19 protein-coding genes, 5 tRNA genes and 1 pseudogene are annotated in these 20,715 nt (G+C 71.3%); 18 read left to right on the top strand and 7 right to left on the bottom strand.

Annotation, left to right across the window (positions count from 1 at the left end):
- Positions 1-429: 429 nt before the first annotated feature.
- The 10 genes from AB0L95_RS18595 to AB0L95_RS18640 all read left to right on the top strand — a co-directional run bounded on the left by AB0L95_RS18595 (position 430) and on the right by AB0L95_RS18640 (position 5,589).
- Entirely contained in the window at positions 430-618 is a 189-nt protein-coding gene (locus AB0L95_RS18595; RefSeq protein WP_365162760.1) for a hypothetical protein, read from the top strand.
- Positions 619-998: 380 nt separating this feature from the next.
- Positions 999-1,775: a fumarylacetoacetate hydrolase family protein gene (locus AB0L95_RS18600; protein ID WP_365162761.1), complete on the top strand. Its 777-nt coding sequence runs from the start codon at positions 999-1,001 to the stop codon at positions 1,773-1,775.
- Complete coding sequence (gene gltX, locus AB0L95_RS18605) at positions 1,768-3,243, top strand: glutamate--tRNA ligase (RefSeq protein ID WP_365162762.1); 1,476 nt, start codon at positions 1,768-1,770, stop codon at positions 3,241-3,243. Before AB0L95_RS18600 ends, gltX begins: the two co-directional genes overlap by 8 nt.
- 234 nt (positions 3,244-3,477) lie before the next feature.
- Positions 3,478-4,179: a DUF4241 domain-containing protein gene (locus tag AB0L95_RS18610; protein ID WP_365162763.1), complete on the top strand. Its 702-nt coding sequence runs from the start codon at positions 3,478-3,480 to the stop codon at positions 4,177-4,179.
- A 52-nt stretch (positions 4,180-4,231) separates the two neighbouring features.
- On the top strand, positions 4,232-4,987 hold the full coding sequence (locus AB0L95_RS18615; RefSeq protein ID WP_365162764.1) for an HAD family hydrolase: 756 nt from the start codon (positions 4,232-4,234) through the stop codon (positions 4,985-4,987).
- Between the two features lie 91 nt (positions 4,988-5,078).
- Positions 5,079-5,150 (top strand) — tRNA-Gln (locus tag AB0L95_RS18620).
- Between the two features lie 39 nt (positions 5,151-5,189).
- A tRNA-Glu gene (locus AB0L95_RS18625) sits at positions 5,190-5,262 on the top strand.
- 61 nt (positions 5,263-5,323) lie between these two features.
- Positions 5,324-5,396 (top strand) — tRNA-Glu (locus tag AB0L95_RS18630).
- Between the two features lie 20 nt (positions 5,397-5,416).
- Positions 5,417-5,488 (top strand) — tRNA-Gln (locus tag AB0L95_RS18635).
- Positions 5,489-5,516: 28 nt separating this feature from the next.
- Positions 5,517-5,589, top strand: a tRNA-Glu gene (locus AB0L95_RS18640).
- Positions 5,590-5,868: 279 nt separating this feature from the next.
- Here AB0L95_RS18640 and ndgR read toward each other — a convergent pair.
- Positions 5,869-6,585: an IclR family transcriptional regulator NdgR gene (gene ndgR, locus AB0L95_RS18645; protein WP_009320373.1), complete on the bottom strand. Its 717-nt coding sequence runs from the start codon at positions 6,583-6,585 to the stop codon at positions 5,869-5,871.
- 190 nt (positions 6,586-6,775) lie between these two features.
- On the opposite strand from ndgR, the gene leuC reads away from it, so the two are divergent.
- The 4 genes from leuC (at position 6,776) to AB0L95_RS18665 (ending at position 10,068) form a co-directional block, all read left to right on the top strand.
- Positions 6,776-8,206: a 3-isopropylmalate dehydratase large subunit gene (gene leuC, locus AB0L95_RS18650; RefSeq protein ID WP_365162765.1), complete on the top strand. Its 1,431-nt coding sequence runs from the start codon at positions 6,776-6,778 to the stop codon at positions 8,204-8,206.
- A 6-nt stretch (positions 8,207-8,212) separates the two neighbouring features.
- Complete coding sequence (leuD, locus tag AB0L95_RS18655) at positions 8,213-8,806, top strand: 3-isopropylmalate dehydratase small subunit (RefSeq protein ID WP_365162766.1); 594 nt, start codon at positions 8,213-8,215, stop codon at positions 8,804-8,806.
- Positions 8,807-9,074: 268 nt separating this feature from the next.
- Positions 9,075-9,305, top strand: a complete 231-nt coding sequence (locus tag AB0L95_RS18660) for a hypothetical protein (RefSeq protein ID WP_365162767.1) — start codon at positions 9,075-9,077, stop codon at positions 9,303-9,305.
- A 127-nt stretch (positions 9,306-9,432) separates the two neighbouring features.
- Positions 9,433-10,068: an HU family DNA-binding protein gene (locus tag AB0L95_RS18665; RefSeq protein WP_365162768.1), complete on the top strand. Its 636-nt coding sequence runs from the start codon at positions 9,433-9,435 to the stop codon at positions 10,066-10,068.
- A 111-nt stretch (positions 10,069-10,179) separates the two neighbouring features.
- Here AB0L95_RS18665 and AB0L95_RS18670 read toward each other — a convergent pair whose 3' ends face one another.
- Together AB0L95_RS18670 and cofC are read right to left on the bottom strand one after the other, a co-directional pair.
- The gene (locus tag AB0L95_RS18670) at positions 10,180-10,383 is read right to left on the bottom strand and encodes a hypothetical protein (protein WP_365162769.1); all 204 of its coding nucleotides are present in this window, start codon (positions 10,381-10,383) and stop codon (positions 10,180-10,182) included.
- Between the two features lie 39 nt (positions 10,384-10,422).
- Positions 10,423-11,082, bottom strand: a complete 660-nt coding sequence (cofC, locus tag AB0L95_RS18675; RefSeq protein WP_365162770.1) for a 2-phospho-L-lactate guanylyltransferase — start codon at positions 11,080-11,082, stop codon at positions 10,423-10,425.
- A 249-nt stretch (positions 11,083-11,331) separates the two neighbouring features.
- Between cofC and AB0L95_RS18680 the strand changes: the two genes are divergently transcribed.
- Genes AB0L95_RS18680 through AB0L95_RS18690 form a run of 3 tightly spaced genes read left to right on the top strand, consistent with a single transcriptional unit; the run spans position 11,332 to position 14,326 of the window.
- On the top strand, positions 11,332-12,102 hold the full coding sequence (locus tag AB0L95_RS18680; protein ID WP_365162771.1) for a lysophospholipid acyltransferase family protein: 771 nt from the start codon (positions 11,332-11,334) through the stop codon (positions 12,100-12,102).
- A complete protein-coding gene (locus AB0L95_RS18685; RefSeq protein ID WP_365162772.1) occupies positions 12,099-13,109 on the top strand; it encodes an NAD(P)H-dependent glycerol-3-phosphate dehydrogenase in 1,011 nt (336 codons plus the stop codon). The genes AB0L95_RS18680 and AB0L95_RS18685 overlap by 4 nt, the downstream gene beginning before the upstream one ends.
- Before the next feature lie 59 nt (positions 13,110-13,168).
- Complete coding sequence (locus tag AB0L95_RS18690; protein WP_365162773.1) at positions 13,169-14,326, top strand: D-alanine--D-alanine ligase family protein; 1,158 nt, start codon at positions 13,169-13,171, stop codon at positions 14,324-14,326.
- Between the two features lie 36 nt (positions 14,327-14,362).
- On the opposite strand, the gene AB0L95_RS18695 is transcribed toward AB0L95_RS18690, so the two are convergent.
- Positions 14,363-14,845 carry a DUF3515 domain-containing protein gene (locus tag AB0L95_RS18695; protein ID WP_365162774.1) on the bottom strand — a complete coding sequence of 161 codons (483 nt, stop codon included), beginning with the start codon at positions 14,843-14,845 and terminating at the stop codon, positions 14,363-14,365.
- Positions 14,846-14,865: 20 nt separating this feature from the next.
- Positions 14,866-15,099 carry an Lrp/AsnC ligand binding domain-containing protein gene (locus AB0L95_RS18700; RefSeq protein WP_311694987.1) on the bottom strand — a complete coding sequence of 78 codons (234 nt, stop codon included), beginning with the start codon at positions 15,097-15,099 and terminating at the stop codon, positions 14,866-14,868.
- Between the two features lie 206 nt (positions 15,100-15,305).
- Here AB0L95_RS18700 and AB0L95_RS18705 point away from each other — a divergent pair, with 206 nt between their 5' ends.
- Positions 15,306-16,271 (top strand): thiamine-phosphate kinase, encoded by a 966-nt coding sequence (locus tag AB0L95_RS18705; protein WP_311694986.1) that lies wholly within the window; start codon positions 15,306-15,308, stop codon positions 16,269-16,271.
- A gap of 19 nt (positions 16,272-16,290) precedes the next feature.
- Here AB0L95_RS18705 and AB0L95_RS18710 read toward each other — a convergent pair whose 3' ends face one another.
- Both AB0L95_RS18710 and AB0L95_RS18715 read right to left on the bottom strand, forming a co-directional pair.
- Positions 16,291-17,493, bottom strand: coding sequence for an FAD-dependent monooxygenase (locus tag AB0L95_RS18710; protein WP_365162775.1), 1,203 nt, complete (start codon positions 17,491-17,493; stop codon positions 16,291-16,293).
- Between the two features lie 35 nt (positions 17,494-17,528).
- Positions 17,529-20,605, bottom strand: a pseudogene (locus tag AB0L95_RS18715) (BTAD domain-containing putative transcriptional regulator).
- Positions 20,606-20,715: the final 110 nt, after the last annotated feature.

The raw sequence follows: 20,715 nt of genomic DNA on the forward strand, positions 1-20,715 counted from the left end.
CCGCGGCGGTCCGTGGAATTCCAGCACAGTGCCGGATCTCCAACAAGGCCAACGGGCGAGGCTGTGACCTCCGTGACACCCTGTGAGGGGTGTGTCACCAGCCGTAGAAAGTGATCTCGCATATAACGGACGTATGCCTACGAGTCATTGAGGTGGGTCAGGTGTCCTAGTCGCGATGATCAGGAGCGGAATGCAGGGTTCAATCAAGCAATGTCTGTTTTGTCGCGACGTGAAGGTGGAGTGAATTGACCCTTTTATCCGCGACCCAGTGAGGAAACTCACACGGCGGTCACGGCCTCTTCACGGCTTCGGTGGGGAATTGCATGTTTAGCCTGACGCTTTACAGGGATGGCGAATCCGACAACTCGCGCCCCGGTGGCGGCCCGTGCCGCCCGCCCGGCGCCCCTCACGACAAGGTCAACGACAACAGTGAAGACCACGATGATGTTCCGCACCATAGCCAACCCGCAGCGCACGACACTGGCGCACCTCGCCGACGCCGACGAGCTGCAGGCCCCGGCGGCTCCGGAGCACTCCGTCGACCTTCCCACCCAGACCGCCAATCCCAAGCGCACCATCCTCATGAAGGTCCCGGTCCAGGCCTCCGCCGCGGAGTAACCGGTCCCGGGCCGCGGAGCGACCGATCGCGGCCTCCGCCACCGCTTAATACGTGCGCCGGGCGCGGCTTGCTCAGCGCCCCCGCGACGCCGGCGCAGGTGACCGCGGGGGAGTGCGGGGAGCGCCCTCGCGAGCGCGCCGCGGCCCCGGGCGACCGCCCTCCGAAGCCGATCGGGCGACCGCTCCCCGAAGCCGTCGGACGACCGCCCTCCACGGCCGATCGCCCGCGCGCCCCGGACCCGCGGCCGAGGAGCGCGCGGGGTCCGTCTCCTCCCACGCCCCGGTGGCATCGGCGGTAAATGCGCGAGGTCCCCGCTTGCTGCCGCGTTAGCCTGGAGCGTCAGACTCCAGCCAGCTCAGTTAAGGGGCGCAAGGATCCCGTGCGCATCGCCAGATTCTCCATCGACGGGAACGTCGCCTTCGGCGTGGTCGAGGGTGACAAGCCGGACGAGCTCGTTCTCGACATCATCAAGGGCATCCCGTTCGCGGAATTCGAGCTCTCCGGCACGAAGGTGCCGCTGAGCAAGGTCAGGCTGCTGCCGCCGGTGCTCCCCAACAAGGTCGTGGCCTTCGGCCGCAACTACGCGGAGCACGCGCGCGAACTCGGCAACGAGGTCCCCGAGGCCCCGTTCGCCTTCTTCAAGCCGTCCACCTCGGTGATCGGCCCCGGCGACGAGATCGCCTACCCGTCCTTCTCCCAGGAGCTGCACCACGAGGCCGAGCTGGCCGTGGTGATCGGCCGCATGTGCCGCGAGGTGCCGCGCGAGCGCGTCAAGGACGTGATCCTCGGCTACACCTGCGCCAACGACGTCACGGCGCGTGACGTCCAGCGGCGCGAGAAGCAGTGGGCCCGGGCCAAGGGCTTCGACACCGCCTGCCCCCTCGGCCCCTGGGTGGAGACCGACCTCGACCCGAGCGACCTCACCCTCCAGCTCACGGTCAACGGCGAACAGCGCCAGCTCGGCCGTACGAGCGAGATGATCCACTCGATCGAGGATCTGATCGTCAACATCACCGAGGCCATGACGCTGCTCCCCGGCGACGTGATCCTCACGGGCACCCCCGCGGGGGTCGGCCCCCTCAACGTCGGCGACGAGGTCGCCGTCACCATCGAAGGCATCGGCACTCTCACCAACAAGGTGATCAAGCGTGGCTAACGCGAACGTCCGCGTACGTTTCTGTCCGTCCCCGACCGGCAACCCCCACGTGGGCCTGGTCCGCACCGCCCTGTTCAACTGGGCGTACGCCCGTCACACCGGCGGCACGTTCGTCTTCCGTATCGAGGACACGGACGCGGCCCGGGACTCGGAGGAGTCCTACCTCCAGCTCCTGGACTCGCTGCGCTGGCTGGGCTTCGACTGGGACGAGGGCCCCGAGGTCGGCGGCCCCCACGCGCCGTACCGCCAGTCCCAGCGGATGGACATCTACCAGGACATCGCCCGCAAGCTCCTGGACGGCGGACACGCCTACCACTGCTACTGCACCACCGAGGAACTGGACGCCCGCCGTGACGCCGCCCGCGCCGCCGGGAAGCCGTCCGGCTACGACGGACACTGCCGCGACCTGACCGCCGAGCAGGTGGCGGCGTACGAGGCCGAGGGCCGTACCGCCATCGTCCGCTTCCGCATGCCCGACGAGACGATCACCTTCACGGACCTGGTCCGCGGGGAGCTGACCTTCACGCCGGAGAACGTGCCGGACTACGGGATCGTACGAGCCAACGGCGCGCCCCTGTACACGCTCGTGAACCCGGTCGACGACGCCCTGATGGAGATCACCCACGTCCTGCGCGGCGAGGACCTGCTCTCCTCCACCCCCCGCCAGATCGCCCTCTACAAGGCGCTGATCGAGCTGGGCGTCGCGAAGTCCGTGCCCGCCTTCGGCCATCTGCCGTATGTGATGGGCGAGGGCAACAAGAAGCTGTCCAAGCGCGACCCGCAGTCGTCGCTGAACCTCTACCGGGAGCGCGGCTTCCTGCCGGAGGGCCTGCTCAACTACCTCTCCCTGCTGGGCTGGTCGCTGGCGCCGGACCGCGACATCTTCTCGGTCGACGAGATGGTCGCCGCCTTCGACATCGCCGACGTGAACCCGAACCCGGCCCGCTTCGACCTGAAGAAGGCCGAGGCGATCAACGCCGACCACATCCGCCTCCTGGAGGTCAAGGACTTCACGGAGCGCTGCCGGCCGTGGCTGAAGGCCCCGTTCGCGTCCTGGGCTCCCGAGGACTTCGACGAGGCACAGTGGCAGGCGATCGCCCCGCACGCCCAGACCCGGGTCAAGGTCCTCTCCGAGATCACGGAGAACGTCGACTTCCTGTTCCTGCCGGAGCCGGTCCTCGACGAGGCCTCCTGGACCAAGGCGATGAAGGAGGGCAGCGACGCGCTGCTGCGCACCGCGCGGGAGAAGCTGGAGACGGCCGACTGGACGTCCCCGGAGTCCCTGAAGCAGGCCGTCCTGGCCGCCGGCGAGGCCCACGGCCTCAAGCTCGGCAAGGCCCAGGCGCCGATCCGTGTCGCCGTCACCGGCCGCACGGTCGGCCTGCCCCTGTTCGAGTCCCTGGAGGTCCTCGGCAAGGAGAAGACGCTCGCGCGCGTCGACGCGGCGCTGGCGAGGCTGACGGCGTAGGCGCTCACGGAACGGGCGCCGGCACCGGCGGACGCCGACCCACAGGGCGGCAGCCATCACGGCTGCCGCCCTGCCGTTTCCCCGTCTTCGCCCTTCCGCCTTCCCCGCAGAGCCGCGTGTGTCAGTCCCGGGTACTACCGTTCGGGCATCGCAGACGCGCGGCCACCGCGGAGCCGAAGCCCCCGGGCCGCCTGCGGATCCACTCCTGCACGGCCCCGATGGAAAGGCGCCCTCATGCCGATGCCCGCCCGTGACTACACGTGGCTCTTCACCCCCGGCAGCACGTTCCGCTACGAGTCCGGAACGGTCGGCACGATCGGTGTGGCCGACGGCGGCGAGCTGTGGCTGCCCACCGGCCGGGTCGTGGCCTGTGACCCGTTCGTCTACCTCGGTCAGGAGGACATGGAGCCTTTCACCGTCTCCGTCCCGCCCGGCCGCTACCGCGTCGACGCCGCCGTGGCGACGCTCACCCAGCCCGACGAGCCGCCGTCCGACAGCCCCCACCTGCGGGTCGCCGCGGCGCGCCTCGTCATCCGCGACGAGCCCACCGCCGCGTGGGAGCCCGCCCTGCTGCCGGGCCAGGACGCCGACGAGCTCGGCGAGGACGAGTTCTACGGCTACGGCGTCGACGCCGGCACCGGCTGCTTCTACGACGCCGCGGCCGACGGCTCCTTCCAGGGAGCGGCGGGCGACGAGGGGCCGCTGTGGGACGCCTTCGAGGACAGCGACTGGGCCCCCGGCCCCCATATCGTCACCGCGCCGGACACCGGTCACGCCGTGGCCGCCTTCGGCTCCGGATGGGGGGACGGCGCCTACCCCACCTGGATCGGCCGTACGGCGGCCGGCGAGGTCACCTGCTTCGTCACCGACTTCTTCGTCGCCCCCGACCCGTCCGAGGCCGAGGAACCGAGCGGGACTGCCGCCGCCACAGGCTGACCGGCTACTGTCGTCAGGGGCCTCTCAGAGCCCTGAGCCGGAGGTGAACCGCGTGCCGATCAAGGCCGTCGTCTGGGACGTCGACGACACCCTCTTCGACTACACCACCGCCGACCGCGCCGGGATGCGCGGGCATCTGGCCGCCGAGGGACTGCTCGCCGGGTTCGGGAGTGTGGAGCAGGCCCTCGACCGGTGGCGGCGGATCACCGACCTGCAGTGGGCCCGGTACGCGGCCGGGGAGGCCTCCTTCGAGGGACAGCGCCGGGACCGCGTGCGGGTCTTCCTCGACCGGCCGCTGACCGACGACGAGGCGGACGCCTGGTTCCGGCGCTATCTGGACCACTACGAGGCCGCCTGGGCGCTCTTCCCGGACGTCCTGCCCGTCCTGGACGTCCTCGCCGCCGGCTATCGGCACGCGGTGCTGTCCAACTCCAGCGTCCACGTCCAGGAGTACAAGCTGCGCACCCTGGGCGTCCGCGACCGCTTCGAGGCCGTGCTGTGCGCCGCCGAGCTGGGCTTCTCCAAGCCGGACACCCGGGCCTTCGGCGCGGCCTGCGGCACGCTCGGGCTCGCCCCGCACCAGGTCGCCTACGTCGGCGACCACCCGGAGATCGACGGCCGTGGCGCGGCCGAGGCCGGGCTGCTGTCCGTGTTGATCGACCGCGCGGGTGTACGTGTCGTCACGAACGCGGAGCCCGCCGCGCGGTGCGAAGGGCCCGCCGGCCTGCACCGGATCGCCTCCCTCGACGAACTCCCCGCGGTCCTCGGCGCGGATACCCGTTTTGGAGCGCCGTCCACCTTCGGGTAATGTTCTTCCTGCGCCGCCGGGGAGCGGGCCGAAAGGCCGGAAACCGGAGGCGCGAGCTAGAACAAGAACCCCTCAGGGGCTTGCGTTCCAGTGGCCTATGGTGTAATTGGCAGCACGACTGATTCTGGTTCAGTTAGTCTTGGTTCGAGTCCAGGTAGGCCAGCTCGCAGAGCTCATCTGCACACGCGGATCTCATCCGCAAGCCCCCGTTGTGTAGCGGCCTAGCACGCTGCCCTCTCAAGGCAGTAGCGCCGGTTCGAATCCGGTCGGGGGTACAGATCCTTCCCGCGAGGGCAGCCGGGTCGCTCCCGCTGCCCTCGATGCAGGATCGCTAGGGCCCCCGTTGTGTAGCGGCCTAGCACGCCGCCCTCTCAAGGCGGTAGCGCCGGTTCGAATCCGGTCGGGGGTACGGTCTGGTCTAAACCACATTGGTCTATGGTGTAATTGGCAGCACGACTGATTCTGGTTCAGTTAGTCTTGGTTCGAGTCCAGGTAGACCAGCTCGGATCTGCGGAAACGTAAGATCCTGGCCCCCGTTGTGTAGCGGCCTAGCACGCCGCCCTCTCAAGGCGGTAGCGCCGGTTCGAATCCGGTCGGGGGTACACAGTCAGCAGGGCCTTCACTTCGGTGGAGGCCCTGCGGCGTTTCCGGGCCCGGCGCGCCCCGGTGTGGTGCGGGGCGCGCCGTCGGCCGAGTCGGCGGACCAACTCCGTGTACGGAACCAGGACTTCGGTGTCCTGGCCGTGGCTGCTGTTGCTTCTGTGGCTGCTGTTCCTCGTGTGGCGAGGTGCCCGGGCCCGGGCGTTCCGCCCGTGTCTCCCGGAAGAGGGCCTGCCGCGGCGTTGAGGCCGGCCCTCCTTCCTGTTCGGTGGGCCGGAGGGTCAGCCGGAGCGGCGCAGCGCCTCGGACAGCCGGGCGGCCGCGTCGATGACCGCCTGGGCGTGCATACGGCCCGGGTGGCGCGTCAGACGCTCGATGGGACCGGAGACGGACACCGCGGCCACCACTCGGTTGGAGGGGCCGCGTACGGGCGCGGAGACGGACGCCACGCCCGGCTCGCGCTCCCCGATGGACTGGGCCCAGCCCCGGCGCCGTACACCCGACAGGGCCGTCGCCGTGAAGCGGGCGCCCTGCAGGCCGCGGTGCAGCCGCTCGGGCTCCTCCCAGGCCATCAGGATCTGCGCCGAGGAGCCGGCCTTCATCGTGAGCGTGGATCCCACCGGCACCGTGTCCCGCAGACCGGACAGTCGCTCCGCGGCGGCGACGCAGATGCGCATGTCCCCCTGGCGCCGATAGAGCTGCGCGCTCTCGCCCGTGACGTCGCGCAGGTGGGTCAGCACCGGACCCGCCGTCGCCAGCAGGCGGTCCTCGCCCGCCGCCGCGGCCAGCTCCGCCAGCCGGGGGCCGAGGATGAAACGGCCCTGCATGTCGCGCGCCACCATGCGGTGGTGCTCCAGTGCCACGGCCAGGCGGTGGGCCGTGGGTCGTGCCAGTCCGGTGGCGCCGACCAGACCCGCGAGGGTGGCCGGACCGGACTCCAGAGCGCTCAGGACGAGGGCCGCCTTGTCCAGAACGCCGACGCCGCTACTGTTGTCCATGCAACGATACTCACGTCTCACTCTGTGAAACGCAAGTTCAATTTTCCGTGGAACCCGCCACCCTGGAAGACAGGGCGGCCCGCGTACCAACGGGCCCGGCGGCACACGCCCGGTAACCAGGGGTACGGGCGCTGCCACCTCAAGATCTCTAGTTGGGTCGGCGCACTCTCTGCCGGCCGGAGGGAAAGCGATGGGTAGGACACTCGCGGAGAAGGTCTGGGACGACCACGTCGTCCGGCGCGCCGAGGGCGAGCCCGACCTCCTCTACATCGATCTGCACCTGCTGCACGAGGTGACCAGCCCGCAGGCCTTCGACGGGCTGCGCAAGACCGGCCGCCAGGTGCGCAGGCTCGACCTCACCATCGCGACCGAGGACCACAACACCCCGACCCTCGACATCGACAAGCCCATCGCGGACCCGGTCTCCCGCGCCCAGCTGGAGACGCTGCGCAAGAACTGCGCCGAGTTCGGCGTCCGGCTGCACCCGCTGGGCGACGTCGAGCAGGGTGTCGTGCACGTCGTCGGCCCCCAGCTCGGCCTGACCCAGCCCGGCACGACCGTCGTCTGCGGCGACTCCCACACCTCCACGCACGGCGCCTTCGGCGCGCTGGCGTTCGGCATCGGCACCTCCCAGGTCGAGCATGTGCTCGCCACCCAGACACTGCCGATGGCCCGCCCGAAGACCATGGCCATCACGGTCGACGGCGAGCTGCCCGAGGGCGTCACCGCCAAGGACCTGATCCTGGCGATCATCGCCAGGATCGGTACCGGCGGCGGCCAGGGCTACATCCTCGAGTACCGCGGCTCGGCCATCGAGAAGCTCTCGATGGAGGCCCGGATGACCATCTGCAACATGTCCATCGAGGCCGGTGCCCGCGCGGGCATGATCGCCCCCGACGAGACCACCTTCGCCTACCTCGAGGGCCGCCCGCACGCCCCCGAGGGCGCCGACTGGGACGCCGCGGTCGAGTACTGGAAGACCCTGCGCACCGACGACGACGCGGAATTCGACGCCGAGGTCCGGATCGACGCCGCCGCGCTCTCGCCGTTCGTCACCTGGGGCACCAACCCGGGCCAGGGCGCTCCGCTTTCGGCCTCCGTCCCCGACCCGGCTTCGTACGAGGACGCCTCGGAGCGCCTGGCCGCCGAAAAGGCCCTGGAGTACATGGGATTGGCGGCCGGACAGCCGTTGCGCTCCATCAACGTGGACACCGTCTTCGTAGGCTCCTGCACCAACGGCCGTATCGAGGACCTGCGCGCCGCGGCCGAGATCCTCAAGGAGCGCAAAGTCGCCGACGGGGTGCGGATGCTGGTCGTCCCGGGCTCCGCGCGCGTGGGCCTGCAGGCCGTCTCCGAGGGCCTGGACGTGATCTTCAAGGAGGCCGGCGCCGAATGGCGGCACGCGGGCTGTTCGATGTGCCTCGGCATGAACCCCGACCAGCTGGCTCCGGGTGAGCGCTCCGCGTCCACCTCCAACCGCAACTTCGAGGGCAGGCAGGGCAAGGGCGGCCGTACGCACCTGGTCTCGCCGCAGGTCGCCGCCGCGACGGCGGTCCTGGGCCACCTGGCGTCCCCCGCCGACCTGTCCGACGCCGACACTCGTACGCCCGCTGGAGTCTGAGAAGTCATGGAAGCATTCACCACGCACACCGGCCGGGCCGTCCCGCTGCGGCGCAGCAACGTCGACACCGACCAGATCATCCCCGCCCACTGGCTCAAGAAGGTGACCCGCGACGGGTTCGAGGACGGGCTGTTCGAGGCCTGGCGCAAGGACCCCGAGTTCGTGCTGAACCGTCCCGAGCGGCAGGGTGCGACCGTCCTGGTCGCCGGGCCCGACTTCGGCACCGGCTCCTCCCGTGAGCACGCCGTCTGGGCGCTGCAGAACTACGGCTTCAAGGCCGTCATCTCCTCCCGCTACGCCGACATCTTCCGCGGTAACTCGCTCAAGAACGGCCTGCTCACGGTCGTGCTGGAGCAGAAGATCGTGGACGCGCTGTGGGAGCTCACGGAGCGGGACCCGCAGGCCGAGGTCACGGTCGACCTCGAGGCCCGCGAGGTGCGCGCCGAGGGCATCACCGCCGCCTTCGAGCTGGACGAGAACTCCCGCTGGCGGCTGCTGAACGGCCTGGACGACATCTCCATCACCCTCCAGAACGAGGCCGACATCGCCGCGTACGAGGCGGGGCGCCCCGCGTTCAAGCCGCGGACGCTCCAGGTCTGATCCCGGGCCCGGCCGCAAGGGCTGGTTTCGGCCACCGCAACACCTGTCTGTACCCCCAATCGTGGACGGTTGGGGGTACAGCCGTTTCCGCCCCCGGACACCCCCGGCGCGCCGCCTTCGCGAATGCCAACACCGCTGGTTACAAAGGTCATTGCGGGGGTACCCGCGGTGGTGACGCACCGCGTGCCCCGGTTCCGGGAAGGCTCCCGGGAGGCGGCAGTTGCCCCCAGCGGGGGCGACAACTCGCCCCAGATGGCACAATCTGTGCATGGACAACGACGGCCAACTCGAGCTCTATACGGCGGTCGCGGCCCAACTCAAGGAAGCGCACTCCAAGGTGCGCGCACTGCAAGTCCCGGAGGGCGTACGGATGGCGCTGACCCGGAAGCTGCTGGTCATTACGGCCGCGGCCAAGCACGATCCCGCCGAAGCCGCCAGGCGTCTCAAGCGGTTCACGGCCGACCTCGACGAGGGGCGAATCCCCGAAGAGGAACTCTGAGGCGGTCGAGTCGGTTGCGGCACAAGGGTGATTAGCCCGTTTCGTGTTTGATTTGCGGTATATATCTGCCTAACGTGCGAAAAAGCTTGAACACTTTCGTTCTGGCGATGTCTCCGAAGGGGAAGACGTGAACAAGGCGCAGCTCGTAGAAGCGATTGCCGACAAGATGGGCGGTCGCCAGCAGGCCGCCGATGCTGTCGACGCGGTCCTGGACGCCATCGTCCGCGCGGTCGTCGGAGGCGACCGGGTTTCGGTCACCGGCTTCGGTTCGTTCGAGAAGGTGGAGCGTCCTGCCCGGTACGCCCGCAACCCCCAGACGGGCGAGCGGGTTCGGGTCAAGAAGACCTCCGTGCCTCGCTTCCGCGCAGGTCAGGGCTTTAAGGACCTGGTCAGCGGCACCAAGAAGCTGCCGCGCGGTGGTGAGGTCGCCGTGAAGAAGGCGCCCAAGGGCAGCCTGACCGGCGGTGCCGCCGCCACGGTCAAGAAGGCCGCGGCCAAGAAGGTCACCGCGAAGAAGGCGGCTCCCGCGAAGAAGGTGACCGCCAAGAAGGCGGCCCCCGCGAAGAAGACCACGGCGGCGGCGAAGAAGACCACCGCGAAGAAGACGACCGCGAAGAAGACCACGGCGGCCGCGAAGAAGACCACGGCCAAGAAGACCACCGCGAAGAAGGCGGCGGCCAAGAAGGCCCCGGCGAAGAAGGCCCCGGCCAAGAAGTCGACGGCCCGCAAGACCACTGCCAAGAAGACCACCGCCCGCAGGTAACGGGGCGCACGGGCACTCACGCGCCGGGCCGGGCTCCCAGGGGGAGCCCGGCCCGCGGTGTGTTCGGGGTGCGGTGTGTTCGGGGTGCGCCGGAACTACCCGGGGCCGCGCTCAGAACGTCCCCAGCGTCACCAGCGTGATCCGCCGGGCCTCGCCCTCGCCCTCCGCCTCGATCCGCACGCGCTGCCCCGGGCGCAGCAGCCTGAGCCCGCCCGCGTCGAACGCGGGCGCGTCGAAGGGGACGGGGGTGCCGTCGTCGAGCAGCACCTGGCCGGTGCGGGTCTCGGGGTCGTAGGTGTACGCGGTGGCCTGCATGACCGCAGCCTATCTACCGTCCCGCGCCCGGGCTCCGGGTCAGTCCGCCGGCAGGTCCGCCGGCTGCTCCGGGATCAGCAGCCGGGCCGCCGCCGCTGCCGTGCGCGGCCCCACGCCCAGCGCCAGCGCCGCGCGCAGATCGTTCCCGGTGTCCACGTCCTGCCGTACGGAGTCGACCTCGTCGAGGGCGATTTCCACGGCGCCCGAGGCGCGGTGCCGCGCCCGTGAATCCGTACCGAAAGCGGGCAGCAATTCCCGGCCGGGACCCGCCGCCAGCAGCGTCGTACCGATTCCGGCGGCGTCGGGCAGAAAAGCGCGCGGGAATTCGGCGGCCGCGTCCAGGACCCGGGCCAATTCCAGCGGACGCAGTGACGGCAGATCGGCGTTCAGCGCTGCCACGGCGGCGCCGGACCTGGCCCCCCGTACGACCGCCGCCCCATGGGCGAGCGCGGCGTTCAGGCCGCCGGCCGGCTCGTCCGCGACGACCCGGGCCCCCAGGGCCGCCAGCTCCCGCGCGGCCAGCGGGTCGTCCGTGACGACCGCCACATCACGCACCGCGGCGCAGGACAGCACCGCGGCCACCGTGTCCTGCGCGAAGGCGAGGGCGAGCCCCGGACGCAGACCGTCGGCCGCGGTGTCCGAGAGTCTGCTCTTGGCCCGCGCCAAGGCTTTCAGAGGTACGACCACAGTCCACTGCACGAGCGCTCCGTCCCTGTCCTGACGCGTCCATTGTCACCCGGACCCTCGGAGTGACCGACGGCCCGCCCGGTGCTCGGCGCGTGGAAAAGGTGTGCGAAGCCCCACGCAAGGGCCGTCGTGGGAGACAGGCGGGCGTACCGTGTTCTCGACAGACGGGCGGCCCGGGGCGACACTTGTGCGGCCCACAGCCCCAGCCCGAGGCCCGGGCCTGACGTCCAGGTCCCAAGGTCCCTAGAGGAAGGTGTCCGCGTGCCCCGCCGCAGAATCGGCTTCTGGTACCGCTTCGCAGCGGTCCTCTGCAAACCGCCGCTGGTGGTTCTGCTCAAGCGGGACTGGCGCGGAATGGAGAACATTCCGGCCGAAGGCGGGTTTATCACGGCGGTGAACCACAATTCACATGTGGACCCGTTCGCCTACGCGCACTACCAGTACAACACCGGGCGCGTTCCTCGTTTCCTCGCCAAGAGCGGTCTTTTCAAGAAGGGATTCATCGGAGCCACGATGCGCGGCACCGGGCAGATCCCCGTCTACCGCGAGACCACGGACGCCCTCAGCGCCTTCCGGGCCGCGATCGACGCCGTGGAGCGCGGTGAGTGCGTCGCCTTCTACCCCGAGGGCACCCTCACCCGGGACCCGGACGGCTGGCCGATGACCGGCAAGACCGGTGCCGCCCGCGTCGCGCTGCAGACCAAGTGCCCGGTCATCCCCGTCGCCCAGTGGGGGGCCAACGAGCTGCTGCCGCCCTACGCGAAGAAGCCGAACCTCTTCCCGCGCAAGACCCACCATGTGCTCGCGGGCCCGCCCGTGGACCTCACGCGCTTCTACGACAAGGAGATGTCCCCCGACCTCCTGAAGGAGGCGACGGAGGTCATCATGGAGGCCATCACCCGCCAGCTGGAGGAGATCCGCGGCGAGAAGGCGCCCGAGAAGCGCTACGACCCGCGCGAGGTGCGCATCCAGCAGCGCCGCCGCAGTGCCGCACAGGAGAAGGCGCGCCAGAAGGAGGGGCAGGGCAAGTGAGCAAGCCGGTCAAGGCGGCCGTGTTCGGGACGGGATCGTGGGGGACGGCCTTCGGCATGGTGCTCGCCGACGCCGGGTGCGAGGTCACCCTGTGGGCACGTCGCACCGAACTCGTCGAGGCCGTCAACTCCACCCGTACGAACCCGGACTACCTGCCGGGCGTCGAACTGCCCGAGAACCTCAGGGCCACCACGGATCCGGCCGAGGCCGCGCACGAGGCCGACTTCACGATACTCGCGATCCCCTCGCAGACCCTGCGCGGGAACCTCGCCGAGTGGACGCCGCTGCTGGCGCCCCACACGATCCTCGTCTCCCTGATGAAGGGCGTCGAACTCGGCTCCGCCATGCGGATGAGCGAGGTCGTCGAGGACGTCGCCAAGGTCGCCCCGGAACGCGTCGCCGTCGTCACCGGCCCCAACCTGGCCCGGGAGATCGCCGCCCGGATGCCGGCCGCCGCCGTGGTCGCCTGCACCGACGAGGGGGTCGCCCAGCGCCTCCAGGCCGTCTGCCACACGCCGTACTTCCGGCCGTACACCAACACCGACGTGGTCGGCTGCGAACTCGGCGGCGCGGTCAAGAACGTCATCGGCCTCGCCGTCGGCATCGCGGACGGCATGGGCCTCGGCGACAACGCCAAGGGGTCGCTCATCACGCGCGGGCTCGCCGAGACCACCCGGCTCGGGCTCGCCATGGGCGCCGACCCGCTGACCTTCTCCGGGCTCGCCGGTCTCGGCGACCTGGTGGCGACCTGCTCCTCGCCGCTGTCGCGCAACCACACCTTCGGCACCAACCTCGGCAAGGGCATGACGCTGGAGGAGACCATCGCGGTCACCCGGCAGACCGCCGAGGGCGTCAAGTCCTGTGAGTCCGTGCTTGATCTGGCCCGCAGGCACGGCGTCGACATGCCCATCACGGAGACGGTCGTCGGCATCGTGCACGAGGGCAAGCCGCCGGTCGTCGCTCTCAAGGAGCTGATGTCGCGCAGCGCGAAGCCCGAACGACGCTGAGCGACCCAGGCCGACGGACGCTGTGTCAGGGCCCTACCTCCGGGTACGCTCATCGCGATATGAGCACCGAGAACCTCCCCCAGAGCCCTGGGCAGCCCCCTCGTAAGCCGCGCATCGCGGTCGTCTGCGGCGGGCGCAGCTCCGAACACGGCATCTCCGTGGTCACGGCCGGTGCCGTGCTGCGTGCCATCGACCGGACCAAGTACGACGTCCTGCCGATCGGCATCACCCGGGACGGCCGTTGGGCGCTCACCGCCGACGAACCCGAGCGGATGGCGATCACCGACCGCCGTACGCCCAGCGTCGAGGAGCTCGCCGAGTCGCACGAGGGGGGCGTCGTCCTGCCGGTCGACCCCACCAACCGCGAAGTCGTCTACAGCGAGCCCGGTTCGGTCCCCAAGGCGCTGGGCGAGGTCGACGTCGTCTTCCCGGTGCTGCACGGCCCCTACGGCGAGGACGGCACCCTTCAGGGCCTGCTGGAGCTGTCCGGCGTGCCCTATGTCGGCTCGGGCGTCCTCGCCTCTGCCGTCGGCCAGGACAAGGAGTACATGAAGCGCGTGTTCACCTCGTTCGGGCTGGAGGTCGGCCCGTATGTGGTGATCCGTCCGCGCGAGTGGGAGCGTGACCAGGCCGTCGCCCGCAAGAAGATCGTGGACTTCGCCGGTGAGCACGGCTGGCCGCTTTTCGTGAAACCCGCGCGCGCGGGTTCCTCGATCGGCATCACCAAGGTCGACGACCTCGCCGGGCTCGACGAGGCGATCGCCGAGGCCCAGCGGCACGACCCCAAGATCCTCGTGGAGGCCGCGGTCCGCGGGCGCGAGATCGAATGCGGCGTCCTGGAGTTCGAGGACGGCCCCCGCGCCTCGGCGCCGGCCGAGATCCCGCCGCCGGACACGCACGCGTACTACGACTTCGAGGCCAAGTACATCGACTCGACCCCCGGCATCGTGCCCGCGCCGCTGACGGACGAGCAGACCGCGGAGGTCCAGCGGCTCGCCGTGCAGGCGTTCGAGGCCGCGTCCTGCGAGGGCCTGGTCCGCGCGGACTTCTTCCTCGCCGAGGACGGGAAGTTCGTGATCAACGAGATCAACACCATGCCCGGCTTCACGCCGATCTCCATGTACCCGCAGATGTGGCAGGCGAGCGGCATCAGCTACCCCGAACTGGTGGACCGTCTCATCCAGGCGGCGCTGAACCGTTCCACCGGCCTGCGCTAGGGCGCCGGCCCCAGGGTCCGCGCCCGCCGGAATCTCTCAGTCGGCGATCCCCTCGGGGATCGCCTTCTTCACAGCGGGCGCCAGGTTGACGAGCGGCGCCACCCCGTCGCCGGTGCGCGCCTTGGGCAGGCTCACCTCGACATATGCCCGGCGCAGCGTGGTGGTGAAACGGAACGAGCCGTCGTTCTGCTTCTGCAGCAGCCAGCCGACACCGTCGACCTCCATGCCGTCGGCCTCCGGGTCGTCCATCTCCGCGGGCCTCACGACACCGCAGCGCAGTATGATCGCCGGGCTTCCCCAGCCCGCCGTCAGTGCGGACCGGGGCTCGGGATCGTTCTGTTCGAGGCCGTCGACCTTCCGCGGCAGCACCTTGTCCAGGTTCCGGCACAGCGTTGCGACCTTCGCGTCCGGGCTGGGAACCGCCGCCGAGGGGCTGCTGTGATCTGAGGAACAGCCCGCCGCGGCGATCAGCAGGGCGAGAGCGGGCAGTCCGAGAAGCCGGCGGCGGAAGAACGTCACCGGCCAAGGGTAGACGGGGGCTACAGGTGCACCACTGGGCAGGTCAGGGTGCGGGTGATGCCTTCCACTTGCTGGACCCTCGCGACCACCATGCGGCCCAGCTCGTCGACGGTGTCGGCCTGGGCGCGCACGATGACGTCATAGGGACCCGTCACGTCCTCGGCCTGGATGACTCCAGGGATCTGCCCGATCGTCTCGGCGACGGTCGACGCCTTGCCGACCTCCGTCTGGATCAGGATGTACGCCTGTACCACGGAACCTCCAGGGCGGCCACGAGGATCATGGGGGGAGAAGGGACGCCACGGTATCGCGTCGCCGCTCGCCGCGGGGAGACCTGCGGAGGCTGTGGCGTGAGTGCCGAGGAACACCCGCCACAAAAGTTGACGGTCGACTCGACCGTACCGGCGACGATGACGGCTCGCGACCGGGGGCGGCAGGCGAGAGAAGGGGATGTACGACGATGAAGGGCACCGTGGGCGAGCTGGGCGAGTTCGGGCTCATCAGAGAGCTCACCGCACGGCTCACCACCACCCCGGCGGTCCGGATCGGCCCCGGCGACGACGCCGCGGTGGTGGCCGCTCCCGACCGCCGGGTGGTGGCGAGCACCGACATCCTCCTGGAGGGCCGGCACTTCCGCCGGGACTGGTCGACGGCGTACGACGTCGGACGCAAGGCGGCCGCGCAGAACCTCGCGGACATCGCCGCGATGGGCGCCGTGCCGACAGCGCTGCTGCTCGGTCTCGTCGTCCCCGCCGAACTGCCCGTCACCTGGCCCACCGAGCTGATGGACGGACTGCGCGACGAGTGCCAGGTCGCGGGCGCGGCCGTGGTGGGCGGCGATGTCGTACGCGGCGACACCATCATGATCTCGATCACCGCGCTCGGTGATCTGCGCAACCACGAGCCGGTCACCCGGGCCGGTGCCCAGCCCGGCGACGTGGTCGCCGTCACCGGCTGGCTCGGCTGGTCAGCGGCCGGGCACGCGGTCCTCTCCCGCGGCTTCCGCTCGCCGCGCGCGTTCGTCGAGGCGCACCGGCGCCCCGAGCCGCCGTACCACGCGGGACCGGCCGCCGCCGGGCTCGGCGCCACCGCGATGTGCGACGTGAGCGACGGTCTCATCGCCGACCTCGGGCATATCGCGGAGGCGAGCAAGGTGCGCATCGACATCCGCTCCGGCGCCATCGACATCCCCTCCCAGATGAACGACATCGGGCAGGCCGTGGGCGTCGACCCCATCCAGTGGGTGCTCACGGGCGGCGAGGACCACGCGATCGTGGCGACCTTCCCGCCGGATGTGAAGCTGCCCGCGCGCTGGAAGGTGATCGGCGAGGTGCTCAACCCCTCCGCGCTGCCCCAGGTGACGGTCGACGGAGCCCCGTGGACCAGCAAGGGCGGCTGGGACCACTTCGGGGACATCGAGGCCTGACCACTTGGCGCGGGTGGCCTCAGGCGGGATACGCCGGGAGGTCGATGTCCGTCGCCGCCTTCTCCGCCAGCCGTTTGAAGACCCCGGCGAGAAGACGCGAGGCCAGCAGCCGGTACATCCGGTCCCGGCTGCGGATCCGCCGCTCGGTCGCGGGGGCGAAGAACGGGCCCGCGTTGCCGGAGATCTTCTGGCAGCCCCTGGCGAAGTCCCGGATCCGCGCCTCGTACGCGGCCAGGGCGGTGCCGTGGTCGCCGTGCGCGAGCGCGAGTTCGCCCGCCAGGACGTACGCGGCGACGACCGCCACCCCCGTGCCCATCCCGCCCATGGTGGCGCCGTACCCGGCGTCCCCGAGGAGCACCACGCGACCCTTGGCCAGACGGTCGACGTGGATCTGGGCGATCGCGTCGAAGTACAGGTCGTCGGCCCCCTCCAGGGCCTTCAGTACCGTGGGCGCCTCCCAGCCCATCCCCGCGAACCGCTCGGCGAGGATCCTCTTCTGCGCGGCGACGTCCCGGCGGTCGTGGGCGAGCCGCTCCGACCGGAAGACCAGCAGGGCGCCCGCGCGGTCCGGGTCGCCGTCGTAGTTGCCGATGACCAGCGCGCGGCCCGGCTCGCTGTACAGGCGTCCGGTGCGGTTCAGACCCAGGTGGTTGGGGATGCCGAAGCCGGCCGCATAGTGGTCGAGGAAGCGCAGGTGGCGGGACTCGTCGCCGAAGACCAGGCGGCGGGTGTGCGAGTGCAGCCCGTCCGCGGCGACGACCAGGTCGAAGCGGCGGAGCGCGCCCCGCTCGAAGGTGACGTCGACGCCGTCGGGGGTGTCGGTGAGCGTCGCGATCGAGTCGCCGAACACATACTCCACCCGGTCCCTGGTGCGCTCGTACATGATCCGTGCGAGGTCGCCGCGGAAGATCTCCACGTCGCCGCTCATCATCTGGGCCGGCAGGTCCACCCGCGGGGAGCCGTCGGCGCCCACCACGGTCTGCCGGCCCATACGGGTCCGGTGGGCGTGGACGGCGTCCCAGATGCCCATCGCGGTCAGCACCCTGCGGTGCACATGGCCGCGGAAGTCGACCGCGAAGCCGCCCCCGCGCAGGGCGGGCGCCTTCTCCACGACGGTGACGCGGGCGCCGTAGCGGGCGAGATTCAGGGCGGCGGCGGGTCCGGCGACACTCGCGCCGGAGACGAGGACGGTGAGGTGGCCGAGGTCGGGTGTGTTCGTCATGGACAAGAGCCTCGGCGGCGGCGCTGACCGTGCTCCTACCGTGCGCCGACCGCCGCTGACCGCAGACGTCGTCCCTGGTCGAAGGCCTCTTCGTACGCTTTGGGGGACAGCCTTGCGCGTGTGGCCCTCTCGGTGCGTACGACATCGGGGTCGCCCGGGAGCGGCGCGCTCCGCAGGGCTGTGGCGGCGCCGAGCAACTCGGCCGCGCGCTCGGGGGACTCGGCGACCGATGCCAACGCCTCGGCGGTCGCGGCCAGTTCCAGCACCCCCGGACTCTCCGCGGCCAGACCGGCGGCCTGCCCGAACCACTCGCGGGCCTCCTCCACCCGCCCCTCGGCGGCCGCGTTGCGGCCGAGACCGATCAGGATCCGGACGCTCTCGCCGGCGCTGAACCAGTTGGCGGCGCACGCCCCCAAGGCCTTTTCGTACTCCACGCGCGCGTGGGCGGTGTTCCCGGTGAGCCGGGCCAGATCGCCGAGGCCCCGGTGGGCGCTCGCTTCCTTGTCCGGGACACCGGCGGCGCGGGCCAGGGCCGCCGACTGCTCGAAGTGCGCGGCCGCCTCCTCGACGTCGCCCCGGTGCAGCAGCGCGATGGCCCGGGAGCGCAGCAGGTCCGCGGTCTCCTCGGGCGCCTGAAGCTCCCGGACGTGCCCGAGGCCCTCCGCGAACAGCTCCAGCGCCCGCCCGTGGTCGCCACGCCCGTCGGCGAAGCCGCCCAGCGGATCGAGGCAGTTGGCCATGCCCCAGCGGTCACCGGTCGTGCGGAACCCGGCCAGGGCTCGGGCGAAGGCGGCCTCGGAGTCGGCGGGGCGGCCCTCGAACTGCGCCTGGTAGGCGAGGCCCAGATGCCTCAGGGCGCGGCCCCATGGGTCGTGGGTGAGCCGGACGGCCGGCAGTTCCGTGTCCGAGGAGTCCAACGGGCCTCGCCACAGCGTCCACAGGACCAGTGCGAACGGCAGCCGCAGCGGCCGGTCCACGGCGCGCATGATCTCCGACGCGCGCGCGATGAGGCCGGGTTCGGCCGGGTCGTCGCCGCGTCCGGTGACCGTGTTCATCGCGCACAGGGCGTACTCCTCGGCGAGCCCCTCGGGCGGCTCGTCGCCCGCCGCTGCCAGCAGCGCACGGGCGACCTGCACCTGTTCGCCGTGCGGACCGCGCAGCCGCCAGAACCAGGACAGGGCGGCCATCAGGCGCAGGCCGTCCCGGGGAGCCGTGGCCACGAGGTGCCGCAGGGCCGCGTCCAGGTTGCCGCGCTCGGCGGTCAGCCGCTCCAGCCAGGTCAGCTGCTCCCCGCCGCGCAGACACGGCTCCGCCCGCTCGGCCAGCCGCAGGAAGTACGCCGCGTGCGCGTCCCGCAGCCCGTCCCGCTCCCCGGCTGCGACAAGATGCTCGGCGGCGAACGCCCTGATGGTCTCCAGCATCCGGTAGCGCCCGTCGGCCACCTCCAGGAGGGACTTCTCGGCCAGCGACGCCAGGAGGTCCTCCGGGTACGGCACCCCGCACACCTCCTCGACCGCGCAAAGCGTGGCACCGGCCGCGAACACGGACAGCCGCCGGGCGAGCTCCCGTTCCTCGTCGTCCAGCAGCTCCCAGCTCCACTCCACGACCGCGCGCAGGGTGCGGTGCCGGGGCGCCTTGGTGCGGTCGCCCCGGGACAGCAGCCGGAACCGGTCGTCCAGGCGGTCGGCCAGTTCCTCGGGGGTCAGCGTGCGCAGCCGGGCCGCGGCCAGCTCGATGGCCAGCGGCAGCCCGTCGAGCGCGGCGCAGACGTCCGCCACGCGCGTGTGCCCGTCGAAGCCGGGGCGTACGGCGCGGGCCCGGTCCAGGAACAGCCGCGACGCGTGCTCCGGGGGCAGCGGCGGCACCGGGCACAGCACCTCACCGGTGATGCCGAGGGCCTCGCGTCCGGTCGCGAGGATCCGTACGCCGGGGCAGGAGGCGAGGACGAGAGCGGCCCATCGTGCCGCGTCCCGGACGAGATGCTCGCAGTTGTCGAGCACCAGCAGCAGCTTCCGGTCCTCCAGGACCGCCAGCAGCCGTTCGGCGGGGTCGGCGGCGGGACCGCGGAACCCCTCGCGGGTCCCGAGCGCGGCCAGCACCGCGTACGGGATGCGGGAGCCGTCGGTCAGGGTCGCGAGTTCGACGAACCGGACCTCGGGACCGGTGGCGTACTCCTTCGCGCCGGGGGGTGCGGGAGTGCCGTCCCGGCCCTCGGCATGGGCGCGTGCCGCCTCGGTCGCCAGGCGGGTCTTGCCCGCGCCGCCCGGACCGGTGAGCGTGACCAGGCGGGTGTCGGACGAGGCGAGAAGGGCGTGGATACGGGCGAGTTCCGGGGCCCGGCCGATGAAACGGGTCAGCTGGGCGGGCAGTCGCGCGCCGTGGGCGGGTCTGTGCCCCGCAGCAGTTCCTGGTGCAGACCGGACAGCTCGGGCGAGGGATCGGTGCCGAGTTCCTCGGCGAGCGTGCGCCGGGCCTCCTCGTAGACCGTGAGCGCCTCGGCGGACCGCCCGCTCGCATGCAGGGCCCGCATCAGCAGTGCGTACAGCCGCTCGCTCAGCGGATGGGCGGCGAGCAGCTCACGCAGCTCGGGGACGAGTCGGGGGCCGGCACCGAGGGCGAGGTCGGCCTCGGCACGGTCCTGCTCGGCGGACCACCGCAGCTCTTCGAGGCGGACCCGTCCGCCGGGCGTGCCGGGCAGATCGGCGAGGGCGGGGCCGCGCCACAGGCCGAGCGCCTCCCGCAGCACCGCGGCGGCCCCGTGGTGGTCGCCGCCCGCCAGGGCCGCGGAGCCCTGGCGGGCGAGCCGCTCGAAGCGGTGGGCGTCCACGGTCTCGGGGGTGACGGCGAGCCGGTATCCGGTGGCGGTCGCCTCGATGCGCGTGTGCGGGGCGAGCCGCCTGCGCAGGCGGGAGATCTGCGATTGGAGGGCGTTGGCCCGGCCCGCGGGCGGTTCGTCGCCGTACAGGCCGTCGGTGAGACGCTCCGTGGACACGGCTCGGCCGGCGTCGAGGAGCAGCAGCGTCAGCAGTGCGCGGGGGCGGGGGCCGCCCGGGTCGAGGGGGGTGCCGTCCTCGGTGCGGACGTCGAGGGAGCCGAGGATGCCGAAGCGCATGCGGGGGATTCTGGCAGGCCGTGGCCGTGCGGGCACAGCAGAAAGCCGGCCCACGTCAGTGGGCCGGCTTCCTCCAGCGAACCAGCGGTGGCCGCGCGCTTAACAGGACG

The organism is Streptomyces sp. NPDC052036, from assembly GCF_040680495.1.
GTDB lineage: Bacteria > Actinomycetota > Actinomycetes > Streptomycetales > Streptomycetaceae > Streptomyces.

Bases quoted from the DNA above. Each gene is read 5' to 3' on its own strand.
- AB0L95_RS18610 (WP_365162763.1), top strand. From the start codon at position 3,478: ATGCCGATGCCCGCCCGTGACTACACGTGGCTCTTCACCCCCGGCAGC.
- ndgR (WP_009320373.1), bottom strand. From the start codon at position 6,585: ATGGACAACAGTAGCGGCGTCGGCGTTCTGGACAAGGCGGCCCTCGTC.
- leuC (WP_365162765.1), top strand. From the start codon at position 6,776: ATGGGTAGGACACTCGCGGAGAAGGTCTGGGACGACCACGTCGTCCGG.
- leuD (WP_365162766.1), top strand. From the start codon at position 8,213: ATGGAAGCATTCACCACGCACACCGGCCGGGCCGTCCCGCTGCGGCGC.
- AB0L95_RS18660 (WP_365162767.1), top strand. From the start codon at position 9,075: ATGGACAACGACGGCCAACTCGAGCTCTATACGGCGGTCGCGGCCCAA.
- AB0L95_RS18670 (WP_365162769.1), bottom strand. From the start codon at position 10,383: ATGCAGGCCACCGCGTACACCTACGACCCCGAGACCCGCACCGGCCAG.
- AB0L95_RS18690 (WP_365162773.1), top strand. From the start codon at position 13,169: ATGAGCACCGAGAACCTCCCCCAGAGCCCTGGGCAGCCCCCTCGTAAG.
- AB0L95_RS18705 (WP_311694986.1), top strand. From the start codon at position 15,306: ATGAAGGGCACCGTGGGCGAGCTGGGCGAGTTCGGGCTCATCAGAGAG.
- AB0L95_RS18710 (WP_365162775.1), bottom strand. From the start codon at position 17,493: ATGACGAACACACCCGACCTCGGCCACCTCACCGTCCTCGTCTCCGGC.